Below are 23,625 nucleotides of genomic sequence, written 5' to 3'. Positions count from 1 at the left end.
CTTACTTGGCTGCGCGCTCTTTAGCGATCAGTTGGTCGGCAACATTAAGGGTTTGCTCAGGACCACCGGTAGTGCCCAGGTCGAAACGGTATTTACCGTTGACGATCATGGTCGGTACGCCTTGCACGCCGTACTTTTGTGCGAGCTCCTTGGCCTGTTTGATCTGGCCTTGGATAGCGAAGGAGTTGAAGGTGGCCAGGAACTTGTCCTTATCGACACCTTGGGTAGCGACAAAGTCAGCCATGTCTTCAGGCTTGGTCAGGCGCTTGCCTTGTTTCTGGATGGCTTCAAACACTGCGTTGTGGACCTTGTGCTCTACACCCATGGCTTCCAGGGTCAGGAACAGCTGGCCGTGGGCATCCCATGGGCCGCCGAACATAGCCGGGATGCGCTTGAAGTTAACGTCGGAGGGGAGTTTTTCGACCCAAGGATTGATGGTCGGCTCAAAGGCGTAGCAATGCGGGCAGCCATACCAGAACAGCTCCACCACTTCGATCTTGCCTGGCTCCGAAACCGGGACCGGGTTGGCCAATTCAACGTAGGTTTTACCGGCTTCAAGCGGCACATTATCGGCAGCTTGTGCGGTCATGCCGAAGAGGCTGGCAGTGACGAGAGCGGCGCTGAGGATCAGATTACGCATGCTTTACTCCTGGACAAATAAAGTCGCCTCACGCGACCTTTAGTTGTGACAGGTCTACGCGGGCATGAGTTCGTTAGTGTAACGGCACCGGCCACAAAAAAGGGCAGCCTAAGCCACCCTTTTTATGCTTGCATCGATGGATTAATCGAGCGTTAACGTAGAAGCTGGATCAATGCAGCCCTTGAATGTAGCTGGACAGCGCCTCGATGTCTTTATCCGAGAGCTTGGCCGCGATGTCAGTCATCATTTTGTTACCGGCATCGCCATCGATATAACGAACTTTCTCGCGGAAGTCCTTCAATTGCTTGGCCGTATACTGAGCGTGTTGACCACTCAGATGAGGGAAGCCCGCTGCTGCGACACCACCGCCGTCCGGAATATGGCAAGCCTTGCACGCCGGCATGCCGCCGATAGGCTGCTCTTCGGCGAGCTTGCCGCCCCGGAACAGCGCTTGACCTTTTTCGACCAGTTTCGGATCAGCAGCTCCCACACTGCCCTTCTGGCTGGCAAAATAGGCCGCGATGTCCGCCAGGTCTTGATCGCTGAGGTTGGTCAGCAAGCCAGTCATTTCCAGCACCGTGCGCTTGCCGTCCTTGATGTCGTGCATCTGCTTGGTCAGGTAACGCTCACCCTGGCCGGCCAGTTTGGGGAAGTTTGGCGCCGGGCTGTTGCCATCCGGTCCATGGCAAGCACCACACACGGCGGCTTTCGCCTGACCCGCTGTAGCGTCGCCTGCAGCATGGGCAACACCGGTGATGCCCAAGGTCAACAGCAGACTCACGATCAGTTTGTTCATCAGCTAATCCAACTACGGCTAAGGGTTTAAGAGTTATCTACCGGGTTTACTCACCATCATCTCAATGATGGCCTGGTAATCCTCAGTACTGCAGTCCATGCACAAACCACGCGGCGGCATTGCCTTGAAACCCTGGGTCACGTGTTGCACCAGCGTGTCCATGCCTTGCGCCAGTCTAGGCGCCCAAGCTGCCTGGTCACCCCGTTTGGGGGCATTAGGCAGTTGACCGGCATGGCAAGCCACGCAAACTCGGTTGTACACAGCCTCCGGATCCTGTGTAGCCTGAGCGCCGTAAAGCGGAATCAGGACACCGAAAGCGAGCAACCATCGGGTCATACATCGACCTTTTCAGGGTTTGAGAGCGTTTTGCGTTCTAATGCGCAATGAAGGTCTTTCGCTCCCGTGAACTTCATCCTTCGCTGGGACAAAGCACACACAAAATCTGCGGCATTATATACTGGCGCTACTGAAACGGAAACGACACCGCTTGCCGCACCCTTTTTCGGCACCGCCCACATCGGAAATCTCATGCAACTCAAGAATCCCATCCTCGGCCTGTGCCAACAGTCCACGTTCATGCTCAGCGCCGCCAAAGTTGATCAATGCCCCGATGACGAAGGCTTTGAAGTCGCCTTTGCCGGCCGTTCCAACGCCGGCAAGTCCAGCGCGCTCAACACCCTGACCCACGCCAGCCTGGCGCGCACCTCGAAAACCCCGGGCCGCACGCAACTTCTCAATTTCTTCAAGCTAGACGATGATCGGCGTCTGGTCGACCTTCCGGGCTACGGTTACGCAAAAGTACCTATCCCGTTGAAGCTGCATTGGCAGCGTCACCTTGAGGCCTACCTGGGTGGCCGCGAGAGTTTGAAGGGTTTGATTCTGATGATGGACATCCGTCATCCAATGACCGACTTCGACCTGTTGATGCTTGATTGGGCCGTCGCCAGCGGCATGCCGATGCACATCCTGCTGACCAAAGCCGACAAACTGACCTACGGCGCAGCCAAGAACACGCTGCTCAAAGTGCAGGCCGAAATTCGTAAGGGTTGGGGTGATGCGATCACCATCCAGCTGTTCTCGGCACCGAAGCGCATGGGCCTGGAAGACGCCTACACCGTGCTGGCCGGCTGGATGGAGTTAGCGGACAAAGGCGCGCAAATCGCCGAATAACTTTTCTGCAGGCAAAAAAAACCCCGGACTTCGTATGGGGAGGGGAAGTTCGGGGTCCAAGTTCCGGACCGCTAGGGCGGGGTCCAGATATCTGCCAACACTTAACACAACATAGGAGCATTGAAGGGCTTCACCACCCATTCAGTAACTCTGAGTAGCAGTTCACGGCTTTAGTTCCGGCAGGTTCAAAAAACTATTGGAAATAACTGGTGCCAATTTCTGATCTAAAGCGCTCTGCCACCACGCCTGCGGTGGCAGAGCCGCGAAATCAGTGTGCCTCGTCCCAGTTATCGCCTACGCCCACGTCCACCACCAACGGCACGTCCAGCTGCGCTGCCGCGCTCATGTGCTCGCGGATCTTGTCGCTGACCTCTGCTACCAAATCCTCACGCACCTCAAGCACCAGTTCATCGTGCACTTGCAGGATGACCTTGGCATCCAGGCCAGACTCGGTCAGCCAGTTATCCACCAACACCATGGCCTTCTTGATGATATCCGCAGCCGTGCCCTGCATCGGCGCGTTGATCGCCGTGCGTTCTGCGCCCGCGCGCTCCTGAGGTTTGTTGGAGTTGATATCCGGCAAGTACAGCCGACGCCCGAAGAAGGTTTCGACATAGCCTTGATCGGCTGCCTGGGCCCGCGTGCGCTCCATGTACTCGCGAACCCCAGGGTAGCGCGCGAAGTACACATCGATGTACGCCTTGGCGGTCTTGGTATCGACGCCAATGTCCTTACCCAGCTTCTGCGCGCCCATGCCGTAGATCAGGCCAAAGTTGATCGCCTTGGCACTGCGACGCTGGTTGGAGCTGACCTCAGCCAACTCAACCTTGAACACCTCGGCCGCCGTAGCGGTGTGCACGTCAAGGTCGTTGCGGAACGCATTCATCAAACCCTCGTCCTTGGACAAGTGCGCCATGATCCGCAGCTCGATCTGCGAATAGTCCGCCGCCAGTAGTTTGTAGCCCTTGGGCGCGACAAATGCCTGGCGGATACGCCGCCCTTCGGCAGTGCGCACCGGGATGTTCTGCAGGTTCGGATCACTCGAAGACAAGCGACCAGTCGCGGCCACCGCCTGGTGATAAGAGGTGTGAATGCGCCCGGTACGCGGGTTGATCTGCTCCGGCAGGCGGTCGGTGTAGGTGCTTTTCAGCTTGCTCATGCTGCGGTACTGCATCAGTACCTTGGGCAGCAGGAAGTCATCTTCGGCCAACTTGGCCAACACTTCCTCGGCCGTGGACGCCTGGCCCTTGCCGGTCTTCTTGAGTACCGGCAGGCCGAGTTTTTCGTAGAGAATCGCCCCAAGTTGCTTGGGCGAACCCAGGTTGAACTCTTCACCGGCGATCTCGAACGCCTGGCGCTCCAACTCAACCATCTTGTTGCCGAGTTCGATGCTCTGAATGCCCAGCAACGCCTTATCCACCAGCGCGCCCTGGCGCTCGATACGCGCCAGCACCGGCACCAGCGGTATTTCGATGTCTGTCAGCACACTGGCCAGGCTCGGGATAGCCGCCAGTTGTGCGTGCAATGCCTGATGCAAGCGCAGCGTCACGTCCGCATCTTCGGCGGCATACGGGCCGGCTTGCTCAAGCGCGATCTGGTCGAATGTGAGCTGCTTGGCGCCTTTGCCGGCGATGTCCTGGAAGCTGACGGTGTCGTAGTCCAGGTACTTCTTGGCCAGGCTGTCCATATCATGCCGGGTCGCGGTGGAATTCAACACGTAGGATTCAAGCATCGTGTCGAACGCGATGCCGCGTACGGTGATGCCGTTCGCCGGGTCACCACCGATGGCGCAGTTGGCCAGGATATTCATGTCGAACTTGGCGTGCTGGCCGACCTTGAGCTTGGTCGAGTCTTCCAGCAGCGGCTTCAACGCCAACAGAACCGTGTCGCGATCCAACTGCTGCGGCGCACCGACGTAGGAATGGGTCAGCGGGATGTAGGCGGCTTCATGGGGCTGCACGCAGAAAGAAACCCCGACCAACTGCGCCTGCTGGGCGTCGATCCCAGTGGTTTCGGTGTCGAAGGCAAACAGTTTTGCGGCATTCAGCTTTTTCAGCCACGTGTCGAACGTGGCCTGGTCAAGAATGGTGGTGTAGGAGGCTTCCACCGCCGTAGCCGTCTCAATCACTTCTTCAGCCGCCGGAGCAGCCTCGGTCGACACCTTCAGCTCAACACGCTTGGCATCACGCTGAATCTCATCAATCCAGCTCTTGAACTCAAGCAGCGTGTACAGCTCCAGCAGCTTTTCGCGGTCCGGCTCGATCAGGTGCAGATCTTCCAGGCCCACATCCAGCGGCACGTCGATCTTGATCGTCGCCAGCTGATAGGACAGGAACGCCATCTCCTTGTGCTCTTCCAGCTTGGCCGGCAGATTCTTGGCCCCGCGGATCGGCAGGGTCGGCACGATATCCAACTGCTCATAAAGCTCTTTGAGGCCGCCGTTCACGCCCACCAGCAGGCCGGAAGCGGTCTTCGGACCAATGCCCGGAACGCCTGGGATGTTGTCGGACGAATCGCCCATCAGCGCCAGGTAATCGATGATCTGCTCGGGAGCGACACCGAATTTCTCCTTCACGCCCTCAATGTCCATCGCGCTACCGGTCATGGTGTTGACCAAGGTAATGTGCCCGTCGACCAACTGCGCCATGTCTTTATCGCCGGTAGAAATCACTACCGGGCGGTCGGCGGCCGCACTGCTGCGGGCCAACGTGCCGATCACGTCATCGGCCTCGACGCCTTCGACGCACAGCAACGGGAAGCCCAGAGCGATCACACTTTGGTGCAGCGGCTCGATTTGCAGGCGCATGTCATCGGGCATGCTCGGGCGGTTGGCTTTGTATTCGGCGTACATGTCATCGCGAAAAGTCCCACCCTTGGCGTCGAACACCACGGCGAACGGGCTGTTCGGGTACTGCTTGCGCAGGCTTTTGAGCATGTTCAACACGCCCTTGACCGCACCGGTCGGCAGGCCTTTGGAGGTGGTCAGCGGTGGTAGCGCGTGAAAGGCGCGGTACAGATAAGAAGAACCGTCCACCAGGACGAGGGGGGCTTGGCTCATGAGCAGGATCAACCTTTTCGGCGGGTCAGGCGCTAGAATAGCCGGACCAATGACGACAAAGGGACAAGGTTATCATGCGCACAGTAAATCGCCTGTTGTTGACCGGCTTGATTGCGTTCTTGCCGCTGGCCGCCACGGCAGCTGACAGCGCGCCTTCGGGAGACCCGGAAGTCACGATCCGTACCGAGGGTGACAGAACCATCCAGGAGTACCGCCAAAACGGTTTCCTGTACGCGATCAAGGTCACCGTGAAAGGCGCGCCACCGTATTTCCTGGTGCGCGCGGACGGAACCGATGCGAACTTCATCCGTTCTGACCAGCCGGATATGCTGATCCCGTCATGGAAGATCTTCGAATGGAAATGATTTCTTAACTTAAATTGGCGCCGCCCATCGCGGCGCCCGTACTGGCAGTTTTAACCATGTCTGTGTTCACCCCGCTGGCTCGGCCCGAGCTGGAAACCTTTCTCGCCCCTTACGGGCTCGGCCGCCTGCTTGATTTCCAGGGGATTGCCGCCGGTAGCGAAAACACCAATTTCTTTATCAGCCTGGAACAGGGCGAATTCGTCCTGACCCTGGTTGAGCGCGGCCCGGTCGCGGAGATGCCGTTCTTTATCGAGCTGCTCGACGTACTCCATGACGCTGACTTGCCTGTGCCGTATGCGCTGCGCACCACCGACGGCGTAGCCTTGCGCGAATTGAAAGGCAAACCGGCGCTGCTGCAACCGCGCTTGGCCGGCAAGCACATTAAGGACGCCAACGCCCAGCATTGCGCCCAGGTCGGCGACCTGCTCGGCCATCTGCACCTGGCCACTCAAGGCGAGAAGGTGCTGGAGCGCAAGACCGATCGCGGGCTGGAGTGGATGCTCACTGAGGGTGCGCAGCTTATTTCGCACCTGAACGACGCCCAGCAGCGTCTGCTGCAAGATGCGCTGACCGAGATCGAAGCCCACAAGGCCGAGATCCTCGCCCTGCCGCGCGCCAACGTTCACGCCGACCTGTTCCGTGACAACGCGATGTTCGAAGGCACGCACCTGACCGGGCTGATCGACTTCTATAACGCCTGCTCAGGCCCGATGCTGTACGACGTGGCGATCGCCTTGAATGACTGGTGCTCGGATGCCGAGGGCGTGATCGATGGCCAACGCGCCCGCGCACTGCTGGGTGCGTACGCGGGTCTGCGGCCGTTTACGGCCAAGGAAGCCGAGTTGTGGCCGACCCTGTTGCGCGTGGCGTGCGTGCGCTTCTGGCTGTCACGCCTGATCGCTGCAGAGTCGTTTGCCGGGCAGGATGTGTTAATTCATGACCCGGCGGAGTTTGAGCATCGGTTGGCGCAGCGTCAGAAAGTCACTGTGCACCTGCCGTTCGCGCTCTAAAATGTGGGAGCGGGCTTGCTCGCGAAAGCGGCGGGTCAGTCACTTATTAAGTCGACTGACACTCCGTATTCGCGAGCAAGCCCGCTCCCACATTGGTTATGCGGCAATGGTTAGAGTGATTCCAGGCACCCGGCCAGATCACTCCCCAACTTCTCCAGTACCTGCTCATAACCCTGCGCCGTAGCCGGCGTATAACCACCCAACGCATCCAGTTCCGCCAATTTCACCGGCAAACCTGCAACCAATGTCTCGGCCAGGCGCGGACGCAACGGCGGCTCGCTGAACACACAAGTCTTGCCGACTTCCTGCAACCGCGTACGCATCGCCGCCACATGCTGGGCGCCAGGCTGCACTTCGGCGGCAACGCTGAACACGCCGGTGTGCTTGAGCCCGTATGCGTCTTCGAAGTAATCAAAAGCTTCGTGGAACACGAAGTAAGGCTTGTCGCTCACCTTCGCCAGGCGTGCTTTCAAGCGCGCATCCAACGCATCCAGACGCTCGTCGAACGCCTTCACGTTGCTCTGATACCGCGCGGCATTGGCCGGGTCGGCAGTGCTGAGGTCAGCCGCCATGCGCGCAGCGATCACACGCGCGTTGATCGTCGACAGCCACAAGTGCGCATCCAGGCTGCCTGGGCGGTGATCGTGGTCATGTTCGTCGGCATCGTCCGCATGCGAGTGGCTATCTTCGGTGAAACGACGCAGCTTCATCCCAGGAAGGTCCTGTACCGCCACGGTCGGCAGGCTACGGCCCTTGAGCACGCGCGGCAGGAAGCTTTCCATGTCCGGGCCGATCCAATACAGCAGGTCCACCGACTGCACACGCCGTACGTCGGATGGGCGCAGGGCATAGTTGTGCGGCGAAGCGCCAGGCGGCAGCAACACCTCTGGAATAGCCACGCCGTCCTGCACCGCCGCGGCAATCAACTGCAGCGGCTTGATGCTGGTCAGCACCTTGACCTCGGCCTGAGCCGCCCCGGCGATGAACAAACTGGTGACAAATACGACAAAAACGGGAAAAAGTCGGGACACGATGACCACTCAATGACGTAGGAACGGGTAACATAATAACGTCTCTATCAAATGTCTGTCGCCGCTCATGCCTAAAACACCGCTTGCCAGCCGTCCCCACGACCACTCTCATTGCGTGCATACCGCGCTGTCGGAGGCCGATACCCTGTGCGCCCGTCAAGGCCTGCGCCTGACTGCGCTGCGTCGCCGGGTGCTGGAATTGGTGTGGCAGAGCCACAAGCCGCTGGGCGCCTACGACATCCTCGGCGTGCTCAGTGAGCAAGACGGCCGCCGCGCCGCGCCGCCCACGGTGTACCGCGCGCTGGATTTCCTGCTGGAAAACGGCCTGGTGCACCGCATCGCATCGCTCAATGCCTTCGTCGGCTGCAACCACCCGGAACACGCGCACCAGGGCCAGTTCCTGATCTGCCGCGAGTGCCACGCCGCCATCGAGCTTGAACAAAAAAGCATCAGCGACGCCATCATCAAAAGCTCGGCCGAGGTCGGCTTCAGCGTCGAAGGGCAAACGGTCGAAGTGGTCGGGCTCTGCTCGGGTTGCCAGGGGGCTTGATGAGCAATGCGTTAATCCGCCTCGAAGGGGTCGGGGTCACGTTTGCCGGGCAAAACGTGCTGGATAACATCGCCCTGAGCGTGGAGCCGGGGCAGATCGTCACGCTGATCGGCCCCAATGGCGCCGGCAAGACGACGCTGGTGCGCGCCGTACTCGGCTTGCTCAAGCCGGACAGCGGCAGTGTGTGGCGCAAGCCCAAACTGCGCGTCGGTTACATGCCGCAAAAACTGCACGTCGACCCAACCTTGCCGTTGTCCGTGTTGCGCTTTTTGCGCCTGGTGCCCGGTGTAGACCGTGCTCGCGCGCAGGCCGCGCTCAAGGAAGTCGGTGCCGAACAAGTGATCGACAGCCCGGTGCAAAGCATTTCCGGCGGTGAAATGCAGCGCGTGCTGCTGGCCCGCGCCTTGTTGCGCGAGCCAGAGCTGCTGGTGCTCGATGAGCCCGTGCAAGGCGTCGACGTCGCCGGCCAGGCTGAGCTGTACAGCCTGATCACCCGCCTGCGTGACCGCCATGGCTGCGGCGTGCTGATGGTTTCCCACGACCTGCACCTGGTCATGAGCACCACCGACCAAGTGGTGTGCCTCAACCGTCACGTGTGCTGCTCCGGCCACCCGGAACAGGTCAGTGGCGACCCGGCGTTCGTCGAGCTGTTCGGTAAAAACGCGCAGAGCCTGGCGATTTACCACCATCACCACGATCACGCCCATGACCTGCATGGCGCAGTGGTCGACGATCCCGCCGCCCCTCATACCCACGTTCATGGAGATAGCTGCAAGCATGGCTGATTTTCTGCTCTACGCCCTGCTGGCAGGCTTGGCTTTGGCACTGGTGGCGGGCCCGCTGGGCTCGTTCGTGGTCTGGCGGCGCATGGCTTACTTCGGCGACACGTTGTCGCACGCCGCGCTGCTGGGCGTGGCCATGGGCTTTTTGCTGGATGTAAGCCCGACCATCGCCGTCACCGTGGGCTGCCTGCTGCTGGCGGTGTTGCTGGTGACCCTGCAGCAGCGCCAGCCGCTGGCCTCCGACACATTGCTGGGTATCCTGGCGCCGAGCACCTTGTCCCTGGGCCTGGTTGTGCTGAGCTTCATGCATGAAGTGCGCATCGACCTGATGGCTTACCTGTTCGGTGACTTGCTGGCGATCAGCCCCACCGACCTGGCCTGGATTCTCGGTGGCAGCGCCGCGGTGCTGCTATTGCTGGTGGCCCTGTGGCGCCCACTGCTGGCGATCACCGTGCACGAAGAGCTGGCCACGGTGGAAGGCTTACCGGTGCCGGCGCTGCGCATGACCCTGATGTTGCTGATCGCGGTGGTGATTGCTGTCGCGATGAAGATTGTCGGCGTATTGTTGATCACATCGCTGCTGATCATTCCCGCAGCCGCCGCCCAGCGCCATGCTCGTTCACCCGAGCAAATGGCGGTCGGCGCCAGCCTGCTGGGCATGCTTGCAGTGTGCGGGGGCCTGGCGCTGTCGTGGTTCAAGGACACGCCAGCCGGCCCGTCGATTGTGGTGACGGCCGCCGCCCTGTTTCTGCTGAGTTTTGTCCTGCCCCGTCGAGGGGTGTAGACTTGCTCGCTTTTTGCGCAAATAGAGAGTCGCAGGAATGAAGCTGTTCAACGCCCGTTATCTGCTCCTTGCCGCATTTTCCCTGCTGCTTGGCGCCTGTCAAAGCACACCGCCCGCCGCCCCCGAGGTGCCGGACGCACGCGCTGCGGCCATCGCGCAGCTGGAGCAAAACCTCGCCAGCAGCGAGTTGGCCACTGCCGAAGACGAGCTGGCCGCGTTACAGGCTCAGTCGCCCAACGACCCGGCCCTTGAGGCTTACCAGCGCCAATTGGCCGAAGCCTACCTGCAGCGCAGCCAGATCGTGCTGCAAAAGGGCGACGTCAACGCTGCAGCCACCGCACTGAGCCGTGCCCGCGCACTGATGCCCAAGGCCCCCGCGCTGACTGGCGGCGTAAACAGCGCCATCAGCCATGCCCGTAAAGCCGAGCTGGATAAAGCCGAAGCCGCCTTGAAAGCGGCTGAAGCCAAGCCTGCCGCCAAGGTCATTGACCCAGCGGCCGAAAGCACCACGGTGGCGCTGAACCTCACTGATATCGAAGAACTTCGCCACCAGTTGGACGCGATCGCCACCGATGTGGTGAATTACCAGTGCGATGTGACGATCCAGGCGCCGCGCACCCAGGATTACCCGTGGTTGGCCACGTTGCTGACCAAACGGGTGAAGCGAATTGATTCGGGGTATGACCTGAAGCTTCACCGGCAGATTCTGAAACACATCCCGGCGCAGGTTGTGCTGATTCCGCGCAAGGCGCAATAAAGCATCGCAGGCAAGCCAGCTCCCACACTTGAATGTATTCACACTTCTAATGTGGGAGCTGGCTTGCCTGCGATAGCGGTCTAACGATCAACCAAAAGCTTAAGCCGGAATCGCCTTAGCCTTCGGCTCACGATCCCAAACCCGATGCTGCGCAATCGCCGCAAAGAAGGCCTTGAACGCTTTCGCATCCGACCCCACGATCAACCCCGCATCCGCCTCAAGCTTCAGCAGATCCAACAACGGCTTGGCATCACTGGCAACCGTAATCGCCTTCAAGTGCTTGTACGCCTCCAACAGGAAGTGCAACGCCACGCCATCGCCACTCAATGCCTGCACCGACTTGGCGCCGCCCGGCACAAACACCGCATCAAACGCAATCGACGGCATGCCTTCCATCGACGCATCCACCTTCAGGCTCTTGCCATCGGCGGTGGTCACCGGTGCCGACGTCGGCCCCAACAGCTTGGCGTGCGCGCCCTCTGCTTCCAGCGCCGTCTTCAACGCGGCAATTGCCGCACCGTCCACACCGTTAGCCGCCAGGATCGCGACTTTGCGCGTCTTGATATCGCCCGACAGCAGGTTCACCTGGCTCAATGCCGGCGACTCTTTCAGCGAGCTCTTACGCGGTGGCACGGTGCCTTTGGTCGGTGCGGGCAAGCCGAGGTTCTGCGCAACGCGCTTGGCCAGTTCCAAGTCGATATTGGCCAGAATCTCGTTGACCTGACGGGCGCGGATAAACTCGCGCTCCACCTTGCCCAACTCGAAGCTGTAGGCCGCGATAATGTGCTCTTTCTCGTGGTGGCTCATGCTGTGGAAAAACAGCGTGGCCTGCGAGAAGTGGTCGCCAAACGACTCACTGCGCTCACGCACCTTGTTGGCGTCAACGCGCTCGTAATAGGTCTCGAAACCACCATCCTGCGCAGCCGGTGGGGTTTCTTTCGGCCAACCGCCATCAATCGAGTTCGGCTCATAGGCAGCACGGCCTTTGTCGATCACGGTGCGATGCTGGGCGTCGCGCTGGCCGTTGTGGAACGGCGTGACCGGCCGGTTGATCGGCAGCTCATGAAAGTTCGGGCCACCGAGGCGGCTGATCTGGGTATCCGTGTAGGAAAACAGACGACCTTGCAGCAGTGGGTCGTTGGTAAAGTCGATACCCGGCACGATATGGCCTGGGCAAAACGCGACCTGTTCGACTTCGGCAAAGAAGTTGTCCGGGTTGCGGTTAAGCACCATCTTGCCAAGCGGCGTAATCGGCACCAGCTCTTCAGGGATGATCTTGGTCGGGTCGAGCAGGTCGAAGTCGAACTTGTGCTCATCCTCTTCCGCGACGATTTGCACGCCCAACTCCCACTCAGGGTAATCGCCGCCCTCAATCGCTTCCCACAGGTCACGACGGTGGTAATCGGTGTCTTTACCGGCAAGCTTTTGCGCTTCGTCCCACACCAGCGAGCAGGTGCCGACTTTTGGATGCCAGTGGAATTTCACAAAGCTCGATTTACCTTCGGTATTGATCAAGCGGAAGGTGTGAATGCCAAAACCCTGCATGGCACGCAGGCTTTTGGGGATGGCCCGGTCGGACATGGCCCACAGCACCATGTGCGCCGATTCCGGCTGCAGCGAGACAAAATCCCAGAACGTATCGTGGGCCGAGCCGCCGGTAGGAATTTCGTTGTGGGGTTCAGGTTTTACCGCGTGCACGAAGTCGGGAAACTTGATCGCGTCCTGAATGAAAAACACCGGCATGTTGTTGCCCACCAGGTCGAAGTTGCCTTCGTCGGTGAAGAACTTCACGGCGAAGCCGCGCACGTCACGCACCGTATCGCCCGAACCACGCGGGCCCTGCACGGTGGAGAAGCGCACAAACACCGGGGTTTTATGCTCGGGGTTGCGCAGGAAACCGGCCTTGCTCAGCGCCGAATGGTTCTCATACGTCTGGAAATAACCATGGGCGCCCGTACCACGGGCATGCACGATGCGCTCCGGGATGCGCTCATGGTCAAAGTGCGTGATTTTTTCACGCATGATGAAGTCTTCCAGCAGCGATGGGCCACGGGCGCCGACTTTGAGGGTGTTCTGGTTGTCAGAAATCTTCACACCTTGGTTGGTGCGCAGCGCCTGGCCGGTCGCGTCGGAACGGAACTCCTCCAGCGCCTGCAGCTTGGCGTTGGTGTTGCCACGGTCCAGGGTGTCGGTGCCCGCAAGCTCACTCTTCGGCGGGGTAGCTGGCTTTTTGGTACTCATCAGACAAAACTCCTTATTCAAAGTGGCCAGAGCGGTCCCCGGCTCGTTTGAGCAAAACCCCAGGCACGGCACCTGGGAAATTGAGTTGCTTAAGTAATGACTGACGCGGTTTTGCACCGTTCCTTTTTTATGACCTTTGATCGCGTTATTGCCAAATCGCTGGTTGAATGCGAAATAAATGCTAAATACCGCTATACGGACAGGCTAAAATGCGCGCCCGGCTAACCGCTGATCCCTTTTCCATGCGCCCCACAAGGTTCGCTACGTGATCGAGTTTCATAACGTCCATAAAACCTACCGCGTCGCCGGTAAGGAAATCCCCGCCCTGCACCCCACCAGCCTGCGCGTCGAAAACGGCCAGGTGTTCGGCCTGATTGGCCACTCCGGTGCGGGAAAAAGTACCCTGCTGCGCCTGATCAACCGCCTGGAGCAACCCAGCGGCGGTCAGATCAATGTCGACGGTGAAGAAGTCACCGCGCTGGACGCCAACGGCCTGCGCCGTTTCCGCCAGCAAGTCGGGATGATCTTCCAGCACTTCAACCTGCTCGCTTCCAAGACCGTCGCCGACAACGTGGCGCTGCCGCTGACCCTGGCCGGCGAACTGTCGCGCAAGGCCATCGACCAACGCGTGGCCGAACTGCTCGCCCGCGTCGGCCTGTCGGACCACGCCAAGAAATACCCGGCGCAGTTGTCCGGTGGCCAGAAGCAACGCGTCGGCATCGCCCGCGCCCTGGCGACCAAGCCAAAGATTTTGCTGTGCGACGAAGCCACCAGCGCCCTCGACCCGCAAACCACCGCCTCGGTGCTGCAATTACTGGCTGAGATCAACCGCGAGCTGAAGCTCACCATCGTGCTGATCACCCATGAAATGGACGTGATCCGCCGCGTGTGTGACCAAGTGGCGGTGATGGACGCCGGCGTGATCGTCGAGCAAGGCTCGGTGGCCGATGTGTTCCTGCACCCCAAACACCCGACCACCAAACGCTTCGTACAAGAAGCCGAGCAGGTCGACGAAGGCGAGCTGCGTGATGACTTCGCCCACGTGCCAGGCCGCATCGTGCGCCTGACGTTCCAGGGCGAAGCGACCTACGCGCCGTTGCTGGGCACCGTCGCCCGCGAAACGGGTGTGGACTACAGCATCCTCGCCGGTCGTATCGACCGCATTAAAGATATTCCTTACGGCCAACTGACCCTCGCCGTCACCGGTGGGGACATGGAAGCCGCTTTCGCCCGCTTTACCGCGGCAGACGTCCACATGGAGGTTCTGCGCTAATGGAAGTCCTGTTGAGTTTCTTCGCCAATATCGACTGGTCCGAAATCTGGCTGGCCACCGGCGACACCATGACCATGCTGTTTGGTTCGCTGTTCTTCACCGTGCTGCTCGGCCTGCCCCTGGGCGTGCTGCTATTCCTGTGCAGCCCGCGCCAACTGTTCGAGCAAAAAGGCCTGTACGCGCTGCTGTCGCTGATCGTGAACATCCTGCGTTCGCTGCCGTTCATCATCCTGCTGATCGTAATGATCCCGTTCACGGTACTGATCACCGGCACCTCGCTGGGTGTGGCCGGCGCAATTCCACCACTGGTCGTGGGTGCCACGCCGTTCTTTGCGCGCCTGGTGGAAACCGCCTTGCGTGAAGTGGACCGTGGCATCATCGAAGCGACGCAGTCCATGGGCGCCAGCACACGCCAGATCATCGTCAATGCACTGCTGCCCGAAGCACGCCCCGGCATTTTCGCGGCGATTACCGTGACGGCGATTACACTGGTTTCCTACACGGCCATGGCTGGCGTCGTCGGCGCCGGCGGCCTGGGTGACTTGGCGATCCGTTTCGGTTACCAGCGCTTCCAAACCGACGTAATGATCGTCACGGTGGTGATGCTGCTGATCCTGGTGCAAATTCTGCAAACCGTCGGCGACAAGCTGGTGGTGCACTTTTCTCGAAAATAACGGCCATTGCCGGCCCCGCCGGCACATGCCCGAACAAGGAGCTTGTTGGATGAAAAAACTACTGGTTGCTTTCGCCGCTGTTGCTGCGTTTTCCGCGCATGCCGCCGAGACCCTCACGGTCGCTGCATCGCCGGTGCCACACGCCGAAATCCTCGAATTCGTGAAGCCTGCACTCGCCAAAGAAGGCGTGGATTTGCAGGTCAAAGTCTTCACCGACTACGTGCAGCCAAACGTACAGGTGGCTGAAAAGCGCCTGGACGCCAACTTCTTCCAGCACCAGCCGTACCTGGATGAGTTCAACAAGGCCAAGGGCACTCACCTGGTAAGCGTCGGTGCCGTGCACCTGGAGCCTCTGGGCGCCTACTCCAGCAAGTACAAAAAGCTTGAAGACCTGCCAAGCGGTGCCAACGTCGTGATCCCGAACGACGCCACCAACGGCGGCCGCGCGCTGTTGCTGCTGGCCAAGCACAACCTGATCACCCTGAAGGACCCGACGAACATCCTGTCGACCATCAAGGACATCACCGGCAACCCGAAAAACCTGAAATTCCGCGAACTGGAAGCCGCGACTCTGCCGCGCGTGCTGACCCAGGTCGACCTGGCGCTGATCAACACCAACTACGCCCTGGAAGCCAAACTGGACCCGTCCAAGGACGCCCTGGTGATCGAAGGCAACGACTCGCCTTACGTGAACATCCTGGTGACCCGCGAAGACAACAAAGACTCGGACGCCGTGAAGAAGCTGGTTGCAGCCCTGCACACGCCGGAAGTCAAAGCGTTCATTCTTGAGAAGTACAAAGGCGCGATTCTGCCGGCGTTCTGATCTGAATCGATCTCCAAAACACTGAAGATCAAAAAATGTGGGAGGGGGCTTGCTCCCGATAGCAGAGTGTCAGTCGATGCATAAGTTGACTGAACCACCGCTTTCGGGAGCAAGCCCCCTCCCACATTTGTTATGTGTCGCCTGAAAGATCAGGCCAACACACTTGCGTACCGATCATTCCCACGCTCTGCGTGGGAATGCAGCCCAGGGCGCTCTGCGCCCGCTCTTCAGGTGCTTAGGTGCTTACTTACGCTGCAGCAACCCCGGCAACTGTGCCACCAGCTTCTGGTTGTTCAACGGCGCACGAATAAACCCGCGCTGCGTACCGTCCGGGCCGATCAGCGCGAGGTTGCCGCTGTGGTCGACGGTGTAGTTGGGCTTGCTGGTATCGGCCGGAATGAACGGGATGCTCACCGCATTCGAGACCTTCTGCACATCGTCCACATTCGCACCGGTCAGGCCTTGGAATTGCGGGTCGAAGTAGCCCAGGTATTGCTTGAGCTGAGCCGGGGTGTCGCGGTTCGGGTCGACGCTGACCAGGATCACCTGCAACTTATCCACCGCCTCTTTGGGCAGTTCGCTCTTGATCTGGCGCAACTGAGCGAGGGTGGTGGGGCAGATGTCGGGGCAGAAGGTATAGCCGAAGAACAGCAGGCTCCACTTGCCTTTCAACTCGTTGACCACCACCGGCTGGCCGTTCTGGTCTGTCATGGTCACCGGCGGCAGCTGGCGGCTCTGCGGCAGCAAAATGATGCCGGCGTCGATCAGCGCGGTGGGGTCGCCCTGGCCTTTGCCGCTGAGCACTTTGTTAACGGTCAGGCCCATGATCAACGCGACGATGGCCACCAGGATAAAGACGGTTTTTTGAGTTCGAGTCATAGGTTCAACAATAAGTAGTGGTCTACGAGCAGGGCGATAAACAGCAGGAACAAGTACCAGATAGAGTACTTGAACGTGTTGATCGCCGCGTGCGGCTTGCTGCCACGGTACAGCACCCAGGCCCATTGCAGAAAGCGTGCGCCCAATACCAGCGCACACGCCAGGTACAGCAGGCCGCTCATGTGGATTACATACGGCATCAAGCTCACCGCCAGCAGGGCGAAGGTGTAGAGCAGGATATGCACCTTGGTGTAATGCTCGCCGTGGGTGACCGGCAGCATGGGGATGTCGGCCTTGGCGTATTCCTCCTTGCGGTGAATGGCCAGGGCCCAGAAGTGCGGCGGGGTCCAGGCGAAGATGATCAACACCAGCAGCAAAGGCTCGGCGCTGACATGCCCGGTAACCGCGACCCAGCCCAGCAGCGGCGGCGCGGCACCGGCGAGGCCACCGATGACGATGTTTTGCGGCGTCGCGCGCTTGAGAAAGCCGGTGTAGATCACCGCATAACCGAGCAGCGAGGCCAGCGTCAGCCACGCCGCCAAGGGGTTGGTAAACGCCAGCAGCAGCGCCAAGCCTGCAACAGCCAGAAACAAAGCAAAGGCCAGTGCAGCCACTGGCGATACGCGCCCTTCGGCCATCGGCCGTTTATGCGTGCGCGCCATCACCGCATCAATTCGCCGATCCACCACATGGTTGACCGCCGCCGCACCACCGGCACACAACGCAATGCCCAGATTGCCGAAAAGCAGCACCGGCCACGGCACCCCGGCGCGAGTGGCGAGGAACATGCCCACCAACGAGGTGATGAGCATCAGCACCACCACTTTCGGCTTGGTCAGCTCCAGATAATCACGCCAGATCGCCTGATCGTGACGCGCGCCGATCAAGGTCGCCATGGCATCTCTCCTTTAAGGGTGATGAGGCCCGAAACGTGCTTGCGTGGAATAAAGCGCCAGCCGAACGGCAACTGATTGCGCACCCGGACCAGGCTGGTGCGCGCGTGGTAATTGACCAGTACCAGCGTCAGCAACAACGCCGCGCCGCCTGCGTTGTGGCCGACTGCAACCGGCAGCGGCAGATGAAAGTACACATTACTCAGGCCCAGGCAGATTTGCGCCGCCAGCACGATCAGCAATAGGCCCGCGAGCCGGCTCATGCCCACGGCGCGTAACTGCCACGCCAAACCACACAGCACCAGCATGACCAGCACCGCGCCAATGCGGTGGGTCAGGTGAATGGCCGTGCGCGCCTCGCTGTCGAGCTGCCCGCCGAGGTAATTGGGGCCGATGTGTTGGGTGAGGTGAAAACCGTTGGCAAAGTCCGCCGCCGGCCACCACTCGCCATGGCACGTAGGCAAGTCGATACAGGCCACCGCCGCATAGTTGGAGCTAACCCAGCCGCCCAGCGCGATCTGGCCGATCACCAACACCAACCCGGCCGTCGCCCAATATTGCAGGCGCTTGGGCACGATCAACGCGGGCAGCACGCCCGACAGCCGCAGGGTCAGCAGAAACAGCAGGCTCAAGGTGGCAAAACCGCCGAGCAGATGGCCCGTCACCACTTGCGGCCACAGCTTCAATGTCACCGTCCACATACCGAATGCCGCCTGGGCGAACACCACCGCCAACAGAAACAGCGGCAGCTTCACTGGCTGGCCCGGATCACGCCGATGGCTCCACGAACGCGCCGCCAGCAGCACGATCAGCAAGCCCAAGGTGCCGGCAAAGTAGCGATGGGTCATCTCGGCCCAGCCCTTGTCAGCCTCCACCGGCGTATCCGGGAAATGCAGCTCGGCATGCGCCAGCTGGGCTTCGCTCTGCGGCACGCTGATAAAGCCGTAGCAGCCCGGCCAGTCCGGGCAACCCAGGCCGGCGTGGGTCAGGCGGGTGTAGGCACCGAGCAGCACGACGATCAGCGCCAGCAACGTGGCAAACAACGCGAGGCGAAATCCAGGTTTGGCCATGACGATGCCCTTATCCGATGTTCGACAGTTTCAGCAGCAGCCGCAGGTCGTTGAGCAAGTCCTTGCCCTTGACCTTGGCGTCGTAGCGCAGCACGAGGTTGCCGTGCGGGTCGACGATCCACAATTGCGCATCGCCGGGCGCGGCGGCGTCTTTGCTGAAGGTCGACAGGTCCAGCGGGTAGCGTTGCAGCTGCGGGTATTCGGCTTTGAGCTTGGCGTCGTATTCCGTGCTCACCGGTTGCGCGCTGGCCAGGGCATGGCTGGCGCGGGACGCATCACGGCCCAGGCTGATTTGCAGCTGGCGCGCCAGGTACACCAGTTGCTGGCAGTCGGCGGCGCAGGCGGCGGGCGCGGTGACGAGCAATTGCCAGCGGTCTTCATCGGCCTGCACGCCGATGTCGCTGCGGGTCTGGCCATTACCGATCATTTCGCCGTGGTAGCTGCGGCTGTCCGGCACCCAGAACTGCAGCTTGTACATGAAGGTGGCCAGTGCCATCGGGCCGATCACCATCATCAGGATCAAGATCAGCTGCCAGCGGCCTTTGCGCCGGTCAGGCGCCTCAGACATGCTGGGTGGATTCAAGGCCGTTCCCATGGGGCTTCTCCTTTTTGTTGTGCCATCCGAGGTAGAGATAAAGCGCCAGCAACGCCAACGCCATGGCGAACCACTGCACGGCGTAGCCCAGGTGTTTTTCCGGGCCCATGGCGACCACCGGCCAGGTGGTGTCGTACGTGCCGGGGCCAGGTTCAGCGCGCAGTTCGTAGGCAAAGCCGCTGCGGCCCAATTCAGCCCAGAGTTCGGCGGGGTGCAGCGCGGTGAGCAAGCGCGGCCAGTGCGTAGTGGTCGGGTCGGCGTGCAGTTGGAAGGTTTCGCCGGGGGCGACGTACACCCAGGCGTCGAGGTTCAACGGTTGATCGGGCGTGGTGAAGACCGGTGGCGTGCGCCGGTCCGGCCAGGGCAGCCAGCCGCGATTGAGCAACAGCCACAGGCCGCTGGCCTGATCGTGGAAGGGTTGCAGCAGCTCGACGCCGGCCTTGCCGTCGCGCATGCGGTTGTCGAGCAACACGCTGTGCTCGGCGTCGAACTGGCCACGCAGGCGCACGCGGCGAAAGGCCGGGTCGGTCATGCCATTGAGTTGCACACTGTCAATGGGCTCGGCCACGCGCCGCTCGGCGTAGCTGTCCACCAGCAGTTGTTTTTCATGCCCGCGGGCCAATTGCCAGAACCCCAGGCCCACCATTAACGGCAGCAGCACCAGCACCACCAACGTGGGTGCGAGCCCTGGGCGAAAGTCTTTTATGGCGCTGGCTATACTTGTTTTCATTGCCCGCCCATCCGAAGGGAACCTGACCATGCTCAAAGCAGCTATTGCCCTGATGCTGATCGCGACTGTCGTAAGCCTGTTCAGTGGCTTGTTTTTTCTGGTCAAGGACGAGGGCAACTCCAACCGCCTCGTCACTGCCTTGACCGTACGCGTGGTGCTGGCCGCGATCACCGTGGGCTTGATCGTCTGGGGCTTTTTCAGCGGCCAGCTGGTGTCTCATGCGCCGTGGTAATGCACCTCACAGCACGTAAACGAAGAAAAACAGGCCGATCCACACCACATCCACGAAGTGCCAATACCAACTGGCCGCCTCGAACCCGAACTGGTGCTCGGCATTAAAGTGCCCCTTCAGGATGCGCATCAGCATCACGAACAAAATGATGGTGCCGATGGTCACGTGAGCGCCATGAAAGCCGGTGAGCATGAAGAAGGTCGCGCCATACACGCCCGAGCCGAGGGTCAGGCCCAGCTCTTTATAGGCGTGGATATATTCCTCAGCCTGGAACCCGAGAAACGCCAGCCCCAGCAGCACCGTGATCGCCAGCCAGATTTTCAGCGCGCCGCGATGGCCTTTGCGCAAGGCATGGTGGGCGATGGTGATGGTCACGCTGGAACTCACCAGCAGGATGGTATTGACCAGCGGCAGGCCCCACGGGCTGATGGTGCCTTCCGGCGCGGGGTACAGTTTTGGGTCCGGGTTGTTGAGCAGCGGCCAGGCGAACTCGAAGTTCGGCCACAGCATATGCGCGACGCCTTTGGAGCCTTCACCCGCCAACCAAGGCGCAGACATGTGCCGCACATAAAACAGCGCGCCGAAGAAGGCGATGAAGAACATCACCTCGGAAAAGATGAACCAGGACATGCCCCAACGAAACGAGCGGTCCATCTGCGGGCTGTACAAACCGGCGCGGCTTTCCTTGATCACCGCGCCGAACCAGCCGAACAGCATGTAGGCCAACAGCAGGCCGCCGACGAAAAAGATCCACGGCCCGTGGGATTCCGGGCGCGCCGCCTTCAAGTCGTTGAACCACACCGCCAAACCGTACACGGTGACCAACATGCCAATAGTGGCAATTATGGGCCATTTGCTTTGCGCTGGTACGTAGTACGTATCATGAGACGACATGTATTCGCTCTCCTGATTGAGGGGGCAAACAGTAGCTAGCCGCCGGTGCGGGCGGCCACCGGCGGTTGGCGCGCAGTGATGTCAAACAGCGTGTACGCCAAGGTCAAATGCTTCACATCCTTGGGCATGTCGCGGTCGACGATAAAACGCACCGGCATTTCGATGCGCTCACCTGGCTGCAGCACTTGCTGGGTGAAGCAAAAGCATTCGGTCTTGTGGAAGTACATCGCCGCTTCGGCCGGGGAAATGCTCGGCACTGCCTGGGCGGTCATGGCCTTGTCCGTGGGGTTGTAGGCCACAAACAGCATCTCGGTGACCGCACCGGGGTTGACCACCACTTCGTCAGCCTTGGAGTGAAACTCCCAAACCATGTCGATGGCGTTGGTCGACAGGAACTGCACGCGCACCTGGCGCGTAGGGTCGACGAGCTGCTCGCCTTCGTACTGCCCGGCGGTCTTGCCGTTGATGCCGAAGGCTTTGCACATCACGTCGTAGATCGGCACCAGGGCGAAACCGAAGGCGAACATTGCCACCACCAGGATCAGCAGGCGGGTGACCAGGCGTTTGATGGGTACGGAGTCAGCCATGACGATCACCCAAGCCGAGCGAGGTCAATGTGGGAGCGGGCTTGCTCGCGAACGCGGTAGGCCAGGCGCCATTTGCAGCGACTGACACACCGCTTTCGCGAGCAAGCCCGCTCCCACAGGGGAGAGGTGCAAGCCAGTCGTTAAGGGTATTCACTTGACCTCCGGCGGCGTGGTGAAGGTGTGGTACGGCGCAGGCGAGGGAACGCTCCACTCCAAACCTTCGGCGCCATCCCAGGGCTTGGCCGGCGCAGGCGGGCCGCCGCGGATGCACTTGATCACGATAAACAGGAAGAAGATCTGCGTGGCACCGAACATAAACGCGCCAATCGAGGACACCATGTTGAAGTCGGCGAACTGCAGGTTGTAGTCCGGCACCCGGCGCGGCATGCCGGCCAGCCCCACAAAGTGCATCGGGAAGAACGCCATGTTCATGCCCACGAAAGACAGCCAGAAGTGCAGCTTGCCCAGGGTTTCGTCGTACATGTGGCCGGTCCATTTCGGCAGCCAGTAATAGGCCGAGGCGAAGATGCCGAAGATCGCCCCAGGCACGAGTACGTAATGGAAATGCGCCACCACAAAGTAGGTGTCGTGGTACTGGAAGTCCGCCGGGGCAATGGCCAACATCAGCCCGGAGAAGCCGCCAATGGTGAACAGAATCACGAAGGCCACGGCGAACAGCATCGGCGTCTCGAAGGTCAGCGAGCCTTGCCACATGGTGCTCACCCAATTGAACACCTTCACGCCCGTGGGCACCGCGATCAGCAACGTGGCGTACATGAAGAACAACTCGCCCACCAACGGAATGCCGACCACGAACATGTGGTGCGCCCATACGATGAACGACAGGAAGGCGATACTCGCCGTGGCGTAGACCATCGAGGTGTAGCCGAACAGCGGCTTGCGCGAGAACGTCGGGATGATCGAGCTGACGGCGCCGAAGGCCGGCAGGATCATGATGTACACCTCGGGGTGGCCGAAGAACCAGAACACGTGCTGGAACAGCACCGGGTCACCGCCGCCAGCGGCACTGAAGAAGCTGGTGCCGAAGTGGATATCCATCAGCATCATGGTCACGCACCCGGCCAGTACCGGCATTACCGCGATCAGCAGGAACGCGGTGATCAGCCAGGTCCACACGAACAGCGGCATTTTCATCAGGGTCATGCCCGGCGCGCGCAGGTTGAGAATGGTGGCGACCACATTGATCGCGCCCATGATCGAGCTGATGCCCATCAGGTGAATGGCAAAGATGAAAAACGTCACGCTTTCTGGCGCGTAGGTGGTGGAGAGCGGGGCGTAGAACGTCCAGCCGAAATTCGGCCCGCCACCGGGGCTGAACAGCGTCGATACCAGCAGCAGGAACGCCGCCGGCAGCAGCCAGAAGCTGAAGTTGTTCATGCGCGGCAGGGCCATGTCCGGCGCGCCGATCATCAGCGGGATCATCCAGTTGGCCAGGCCGACGAAGGCCGGCATCACCGCACCGAACACCATGATCAGGCCGTGCATGGTGGTCATCTGGTTGAAGAACGCCGGCTGCACGATCTGCAGGCCGGGCTGGAACAGTTCGGCGCGGATCACCATGGCGAACGAGCCGCCGAGCAGGAACATGGTGAAGGCGAACCACAGGTACATCGTGCCGATGTCTTTGTGGTTGGTGGTCAGCACCCAGCGCATCAGGCCTTTGGCGGGGCCGTGGGCATGGTCGGCATGACCATGATCGATCACAGTGCTCATGGCCGTTCTCCTGCAAGCGAGTGGGCGGGACGGTTCGGGGCATACGCAATGAAGGAA

Annotated in this window: 25 protein-coding genes; 11 read left to right on the top strand and 14 right to left on the bottom strand. The window is 60.6% G+C overall.

What is annotated here, in order from left to right; genetic code table 11:
* Position 1 precedes the first annotated feature (1 nt).
* From dsbA to ACA065_RS00410, 3 genes are all read right to left on the bottom strand, one after another.
* A complete protein-coding gene (dsbA, locus tag ACA065_RS00420) occupies positions 2-640 on the bottom strand; it encodes a thiol:disulfide interchange protein DsbA/DsbL (protein ID WP_197626208.1) in 639 nt (212 codons plus the stop codon).
* Positions 641-809: 169 nt separating this feature from the next.
* Complete coding sequence (locus ACA065_RS00415; protein WP_497692857.1) at positions 810-1,436, bottom strand: c-type cytochrome; 627 nt, start codon at positions 1,434-1,436, stop codon at positions 810-812.
* A 33-nt stretch (positions 1,437-1,469) separates the two neighbouring features.
* Entirely contained in the window at positions 1,470-1,772 is a 303-nt protein-coding gene (locus ACA065_RS00410; RefSeq protein ID WP_497692856.1) for a c-type cytochrome, read from the bottom strand.
* Between the two features lie 192 nt (positions 1,773-1,964).
* Here ACA065_RS00410 and yihA point away from each other — a divergent pair, with 192 nt between their 5' ends.
* Positions 1,965-2,606 (top strand): ribosome biogenesis GTP-binding protein YihA/YsxC, encoded by a 642-nt coding sequence (gene yihA / locus ACA065_RS00405; RefSeq protein WP_497692855.1) that lies wholly within the window; start codon positions 1,965-1,967, stop codon positions 2,604-2,606.
* Positions 2,607-2,874: 268 nt separating this feature from the next.
* Here yihA and polA read toward each other — a convergent pair whose 3' ends face one another.
* Positions 2,875-5,664: a DNA polymerase I gene (polA, locus tag ACA065_RS00400; RefSeq protein ID WP_497692854.1), complete on the bottom strand. Its 2,790-nt coding sequence runs from the start codon at positions 5,662-5,664 to the stop codon at positions 2,875-2,877.
* A gap of 74 nt (positions 5,665-5,738) precedes the next feature.
* Between polA and ACA065_RS00395 the strand changes: the two genes are divergently transcribed.
* Both ACA065_RS00395 and ACA065_RS00390 read left to right on the top strand, forming a co-directional pair.
* A complete protein-coding gene (locus ACA065_RS00395; RefSeq protein WP_083355922.1) occupies positions 5,739-6,029 on the top strand; it encodes a DUF2782 domain-containing protein in 291 nt (96 codons plus the stop codon).
* 56 nt (positions 6,030-6,085) lie between these two features.
* On the top strand, positions 6,086-7,039 hold the full coding sequence (locus ACA065_RS00390; RefSeq protein ID WP_497692853.1) for a homoserine kinase: 954 nt from the start codon (positions 6,086-6,088) through the stop codon (positions 7,037-7,039).
* 110 nt (positions 7,040-7,149) lie between these two features.
* Here the strand turns inward: ACA065_RS00390 and ACA065_RS00385 are convergent, their stop codons facing one another.
* Positions 7,150-8,079: a zinc ABC transporter substrate-binding protein gene (locus tag ACA065_RS00385; protein WP_497692852.1), complete on the bottom strand. Its 930-nt coding sequence runs from the start codon at positions 8,077-8,079 to the stop codon at positions 7,150-7,152.
* 58 nt (positions 8,080-8,137) lie between these two features.
* Here ACA065_RS00385 and zur point away from each other — a divergent pair, with 58 nt between their 5' ends.
* The 4 genes from zur to ACA065_RS00365 are packed head-to-tail and all read left to right on the top strand — an operon-like array spanning position 8,138 to position 10,943.
* Complete coding sequence (gene zur / locus ACA065_RS00380) at positions 8,138-8,620, top strand: zinc uptake transcriptional repressor Zur (RefSeq protein ID WP_497692851.1); 483 nt, start codon at positions 8,138-8,140, stop codon at positions 8,618-8,620.
* Positions 8,620-9,405 (top strand): zinc ABC transporter ATP-binding protein ZnuC, encoded by a 786-nt coding sequence (gene znuC / locus ACA065_RS00375; protein WP_497692850.1) that lies wholly within the window; start codon positions 8,620-8,622, stop codon positions 9,403-9,405. Before zur ends, znuC begins: the two co-directional genes overlap by 1 nt.
* A complete protein-coding gene (gene znuB / locus ACA065_RS00370; RefSeq protein ID WP_106576031.1) occupies positions 9,398-10,186 on the top strand; it encodes a zinc ABC transporter permease subunit ZnuB in 789 nt (262 codons plus the stop codon). The genes znuC and znuB overlap by 8 nt, the downstream gene beginning before the upstream one ends.
* Positions 10,187-10,223: 37 nt before the next feature.
* Entirely contained in the window at positions 10,224-10,943 is a 720-nt protein-coding gene (locus ACA065_RS00365) for a PA5502 family lipoprotein (protein ID WP_497692849.1), read from the top strand.
* 99 nt (positions 10,944-11,042) lie between these two features.
* On the opposite strand, the gene katE is transcribed toward ACA065_RS00365, so the two are convergent.
* Positions 11,043-13,205 (bottom strand): catalase HPII, encoded by a 2,163-nt coding sequence (gene katE, locus ACA065_RS00360; RefSeq protein ID WP_497692848.1) that lies wholly within the window; start codon positions 13,203-13,205, stop codon positions 11,043-11,045.
* Between the two features lie 244 nt (positions 13,206-13,449).
* Between katE and ACA065_RS00355 the strand changes: the two genes are divergently transcribed.
* Genes ACA065_RS00355 through ACA065_RS00345 form a run of 3 tightly spaced genes read left to right on the top strand, consistent with a single transcriptional unit; the run spans position 13,450 to position 15,954 of the window.
* Complete coding sequence (locus tag ACA065_RS00355) at positions 13,450-14,457, top strand: methionine ABC transporter ATP-binding protein (protein ID WP_497692847.1); 1,008 nt, start codon at positions 13,450-13,452, stop codon at positions 14,455-14,457.
* Complete coding sequence (locus tag ACA065_RS00350) at positions 14,457-15,131, top strand: methionine ABC transporter permease (RefSeq protein ID WP_497692846.1); 675 nt, start codon at positions 14,457-14,459, stop codon at positions 15,129-15,131. Before ACA065_RS00355 ends, ACA065_RS00350 begins: the two co-directional genes overlap by 1 nt.
* Before the next feature lie 49 nt (positions 15,132-15,180).
* Entirely contained in the window at positions 15,181-15,954 is a 774-nt protein-coding gene (locus tag ACA065_RS00345; RefSeq protein WP_497692845.1) for a MetQ/NlpA family ABC transporter substrate-binding protein, read from the top strand.
* A gap of 243 nt (positions 15,955-16,197) precedes the next feature.
* Here ACA065_RS00345 and ACA065_RS00340 read toward each other — a convergent pair whose 3' ends face one another.
* The 5 genes from ACA065_RS00340 to ACA065_RS00320 are packed head-to-tail and all read right to left on the bottom strand — an operon-like array spanning position 16,198 to position 20,121.
* Entirely contained in the window at positions 16,198-16,833 is a 636-nt protein-coding gene (locus ACA065_RS00340; protein ID WP_497692844.1) for an SCO family protein, read from the bottom strand.
* Positions 16,830-17,729, bottom strand: a complete 900-nt coding sequence (gene cyoE / locus ACA065_RS00335; protein ID WP_497692843.1) for a heme o synthase — start codon at positions 17,727-17,729, stop codon at positions 16,830-16,832. The genes ACA065_RS00340 and cyoE overlap by 4 nt, the downstream gene beginning before the upstream one ends.
* Entirely contained in the window at positions 17,717-18,796 is a 1,080-nt protein-coding gene (locus ACA065_RS00330; RefSeq protein WP_497692842.1) for a COX15/CtaA family protein, read from the bottom strand. Before ACA065_RS00330 ends, cyoE begins: the two co-directional genes overlap by 13 nt.
* A gap of 10 nt (positions 18,797-18,806) precedes the next feature.
* The gene (locus ACA065_RS00325) at positions 18,807-19,391 is read right to left on the bottom strand and encodes a PA_0111/PP_0108 family redox-active disulfide protein (RefSeq protein WP_497692841.1); all 585 of its coding nucleotides are present in this window, start codon (positions 19,389-19,391) and stop codon (positions 18,807-18,809) included.
* On the bottom strand, positions 19,357-20,121 hold the full coding sequence (locus ACA065_RS00320) for an SURF1 family protein (RefSeq protein ID WP_497692840.1): 765 nt from the start codon (positions 20,119-20,121) through the stop codon (positions 19,357-19,359). The genes ACA065_RS00325 and ACA065_RS00320 overlap by 35 nt, the downstream gene beginning before the upstream one ends.
* A gap of 28 nt (positions 20,122-20,149) precedes the next feature.
* Between ACA065_RS00320 and ACA065_RS00315 the strand changes: the two genes are divergently transcribed.
* Positions 20,150-20,353 carry a twin transmembrane helix small protein gene (locus ACA065_RS00315; RefSeq protein WP_497692839.1) on the top strand — a complete coding sequence of 68 codons (204 nt, stop codon included), beginning with the start codon at positions 20,150-20,152 and terminating at the stop codon, positions 20,351-20,353.
* A gap of 6 nt (positions 20,354-20,359) precedes the next feature.
* On the opposite strand, the gene ACA065_RS00310 is transcribed toward ACA065_RS00315, so the two are convergent.
* The 3 genes from ACA065_RS00310 to ctaD form a co-directional block, all read right to left on the bottom strand.
* Complete coding sequence (locus tag ACA065_RS00310) at positions 20,360-21,247, bottom strand: cytochrome c oxidase subunit 3 (RefSeq protein ID WP_497692838.1); 888 nt, start codon at positions 21,245-21,247, stop codon at positions 20,360-20,362.
* Between the two features lie 35 nt (positions 21,248-21,282).
* Positions 21,283-21,834 carry a cytochrome c oxidase assembly protein gene (locus ACA065_RS00305; RefSeq protein ID WP_497692837.1) on the bottom strand — a complete coding sequence of 184 codons (552 nt, stop codon included), beginning with the start codon at positions 21,832-21,834 and terminating at the stop codon, positions 21,283-21,285.
* A 150-nt stretch (positions 21,835-21,984) separates the two neighbouring features.
* Positions 21,985-23,568 (bottom strand): cytochrome c oxidase subunit I, encoded by a 1,584-nt coding sequence (gene ctaD, locus ACA065_RS00300; protein WP_057701806.1) that lies wholly within the window; start codon positions 23,566-23,568, stop codon positions 21,985-21,987.
* Between the last annotated feature and the right edge of the window lie 57 nt (positions 23,569-23,625).

The sequence above is a fragment of the Pseudomonas sp. LBUM1640 genome, from assembly GCF_059716225.1.
Note: the sequence above shows the minus strand (reverse complement) of the source record. Positions and strands in the feature narration are given on the sequence as shown.

Excerpts from the sequence above, each read along its gene's own strand:
- dsbA (WP_197626208.1), bottom strand. The coding sequence starts at position 640 with ATGCGTAATCTGATCCTCAGCGCCGCTCTCGTCACTGCCAGCCTCTTC.
- ACA065_RS00415 (WP_497692857.1), bottom strand. The coding sequence starts at position 1,436 with ATGAACAAACTGATCGTGAGTCTGCTGTTGACCTTGGGCATCACCGGT.
- ACA065_RS00410 (WP_497692856.1), bottom strand. The coding sequence starts at position 1,772 with ATGACCCGATGGTTGCTCGCTTTCGGTGTCCTGATTCCGCTTTACGGC.
- yihA (WP_497692855.1), top strand. The coding sequence starts at position 1,965 with ATGCAACTCAAGAATCCCATCCTCGGCCTGTGCCAACAGTCCACGTTC.
- polA (WP_497692854.1), bottom strand. The coding sequence starts at position 5,664 with ATGAGCCAAGCCCCCCTCGTCCTGGTGGACGGTTCTTCTTATCTGTAC.
- ACA065_RS00395 (WP_083355922.1), top strand. The coding sequence starts at position 5,739 with ATGCGCACAGTAAATCGCCTGTTGTTGACCGGCTTGATTGCGTTCTTG.
- ACA065_RS00390 (WP_497692853.1), top strand. The coding sequence starts at position 6,086 with ATGTCTGTGTTCACCCCGCTGGCTCGGCCCGAGCTGGAAACCTTTCTC.
- zur (WP_497692851.1), top strand. The coding sequence starts at position 8,138 with ATGCCTAAAACACCGCTTGCCAGCCGTCCCCACGACCACTCTCATTGC.
- znuC (WP_497692850.1), top strand. The coding sequence starts at position 8,620 with ATGAGCAATGCGTTAATCCGCCTCGAAGGGGTCGGGGTCACGTTTGCC.
- znuB (WP_106576031.1), top strand. The coding sequence starts at position 9,398 with ATGGCTGATTTTCTGCTCTACGCCCTGCTGGCAGGCTTGGCTTTGGCA.
- ACA065_RS00365 (WP_497692849.1), top strand. The coding sequence starts at position 10,224 with ATGAAGCTGTTCAACGCCCGTTATCTGCTCCTTGCCGCATTTTCCCTG.
- ACA065_RS00350 (WP_497692846.1), top strand. The coding sequence starts at position 14,457 with ATGGAAGTCCTGTTGAGTTTCTTCGCCAATATCGACTGGTCCGAAATC.
- ACA065_RS00345 (WP_497692845.1), top strand. The coding sequence starts at position 15,181 with ATGAAAAAACTACTGGTTGCTTTCGCCGCTGTTGCTGCGTTTTCCGCG.
- ACA065_RS00340 (WP_497692844.1), bottom strand. The coding sequence starts at position 16,833 with ATGACTCGAACTCAAAAAACCGTCTTTATCCTGGTGGCCATCGTCGCG.
- cyoE (WP_497692843.1), bottom strand. The coding sequence starts at position 17,729 with ATGGCGACCTTGATCGGCGCGCGTCACGATCAGGCGATCTGGCGTGAT.
- ACA065_RS00330 (WP_497692842.1), bottom strand. The coding sequence starts at position 18,796 with ATGGCCAAACCTGGATTTCGCCTCGCGTTGTTTGCCACGTTGCTGGCG.
- ACA065_RS00325 (WP_497692841.1), bottom strand. The coding sequence starts at position 19,391 with ATGGGAACGGCCTTGAATCCACCCAGCATGTCTGAGGCGCCTGACCGG.
- ACA065_RS00320 (WP_497692840.1), bottom strand. The coding sequence starts at position 20,121 with ATGAAAACAAGTATAGCCAGCGCCATAAAAGACTTTCGCCCAGGGCTC.
- ACA065_RS00315 (WP_497692839.1), top strand. The coding sequence starts at position 20,150 with ATGCTCAAAGCAGCTATTGCCCTGATGCTGATCGCGACTGTCGTAAGC.
- ACA065_RS00310 (WP_497692838.1), bottom strand. The coding sequence starts at position 21,247 with ATGTCGTCTCATGATACGTACTACGTACCAGCGCAAAGCAAATGGCCC.
- ACA065_RS00305 (WP_497692837.1), bottom strand. The coding sequence starts at position 21,834 with ATGGCTGACTCCGTACCCATCAAACGCCTGGTCACCCGCCTGCTGATC.
- ctaD (WP_057701806.1), bottom strand. The coding sequence starts at position 23,568 with ATGAGCACTGTGATCGATCATGGTCATGCCGACCATGCCCACGGCCCC.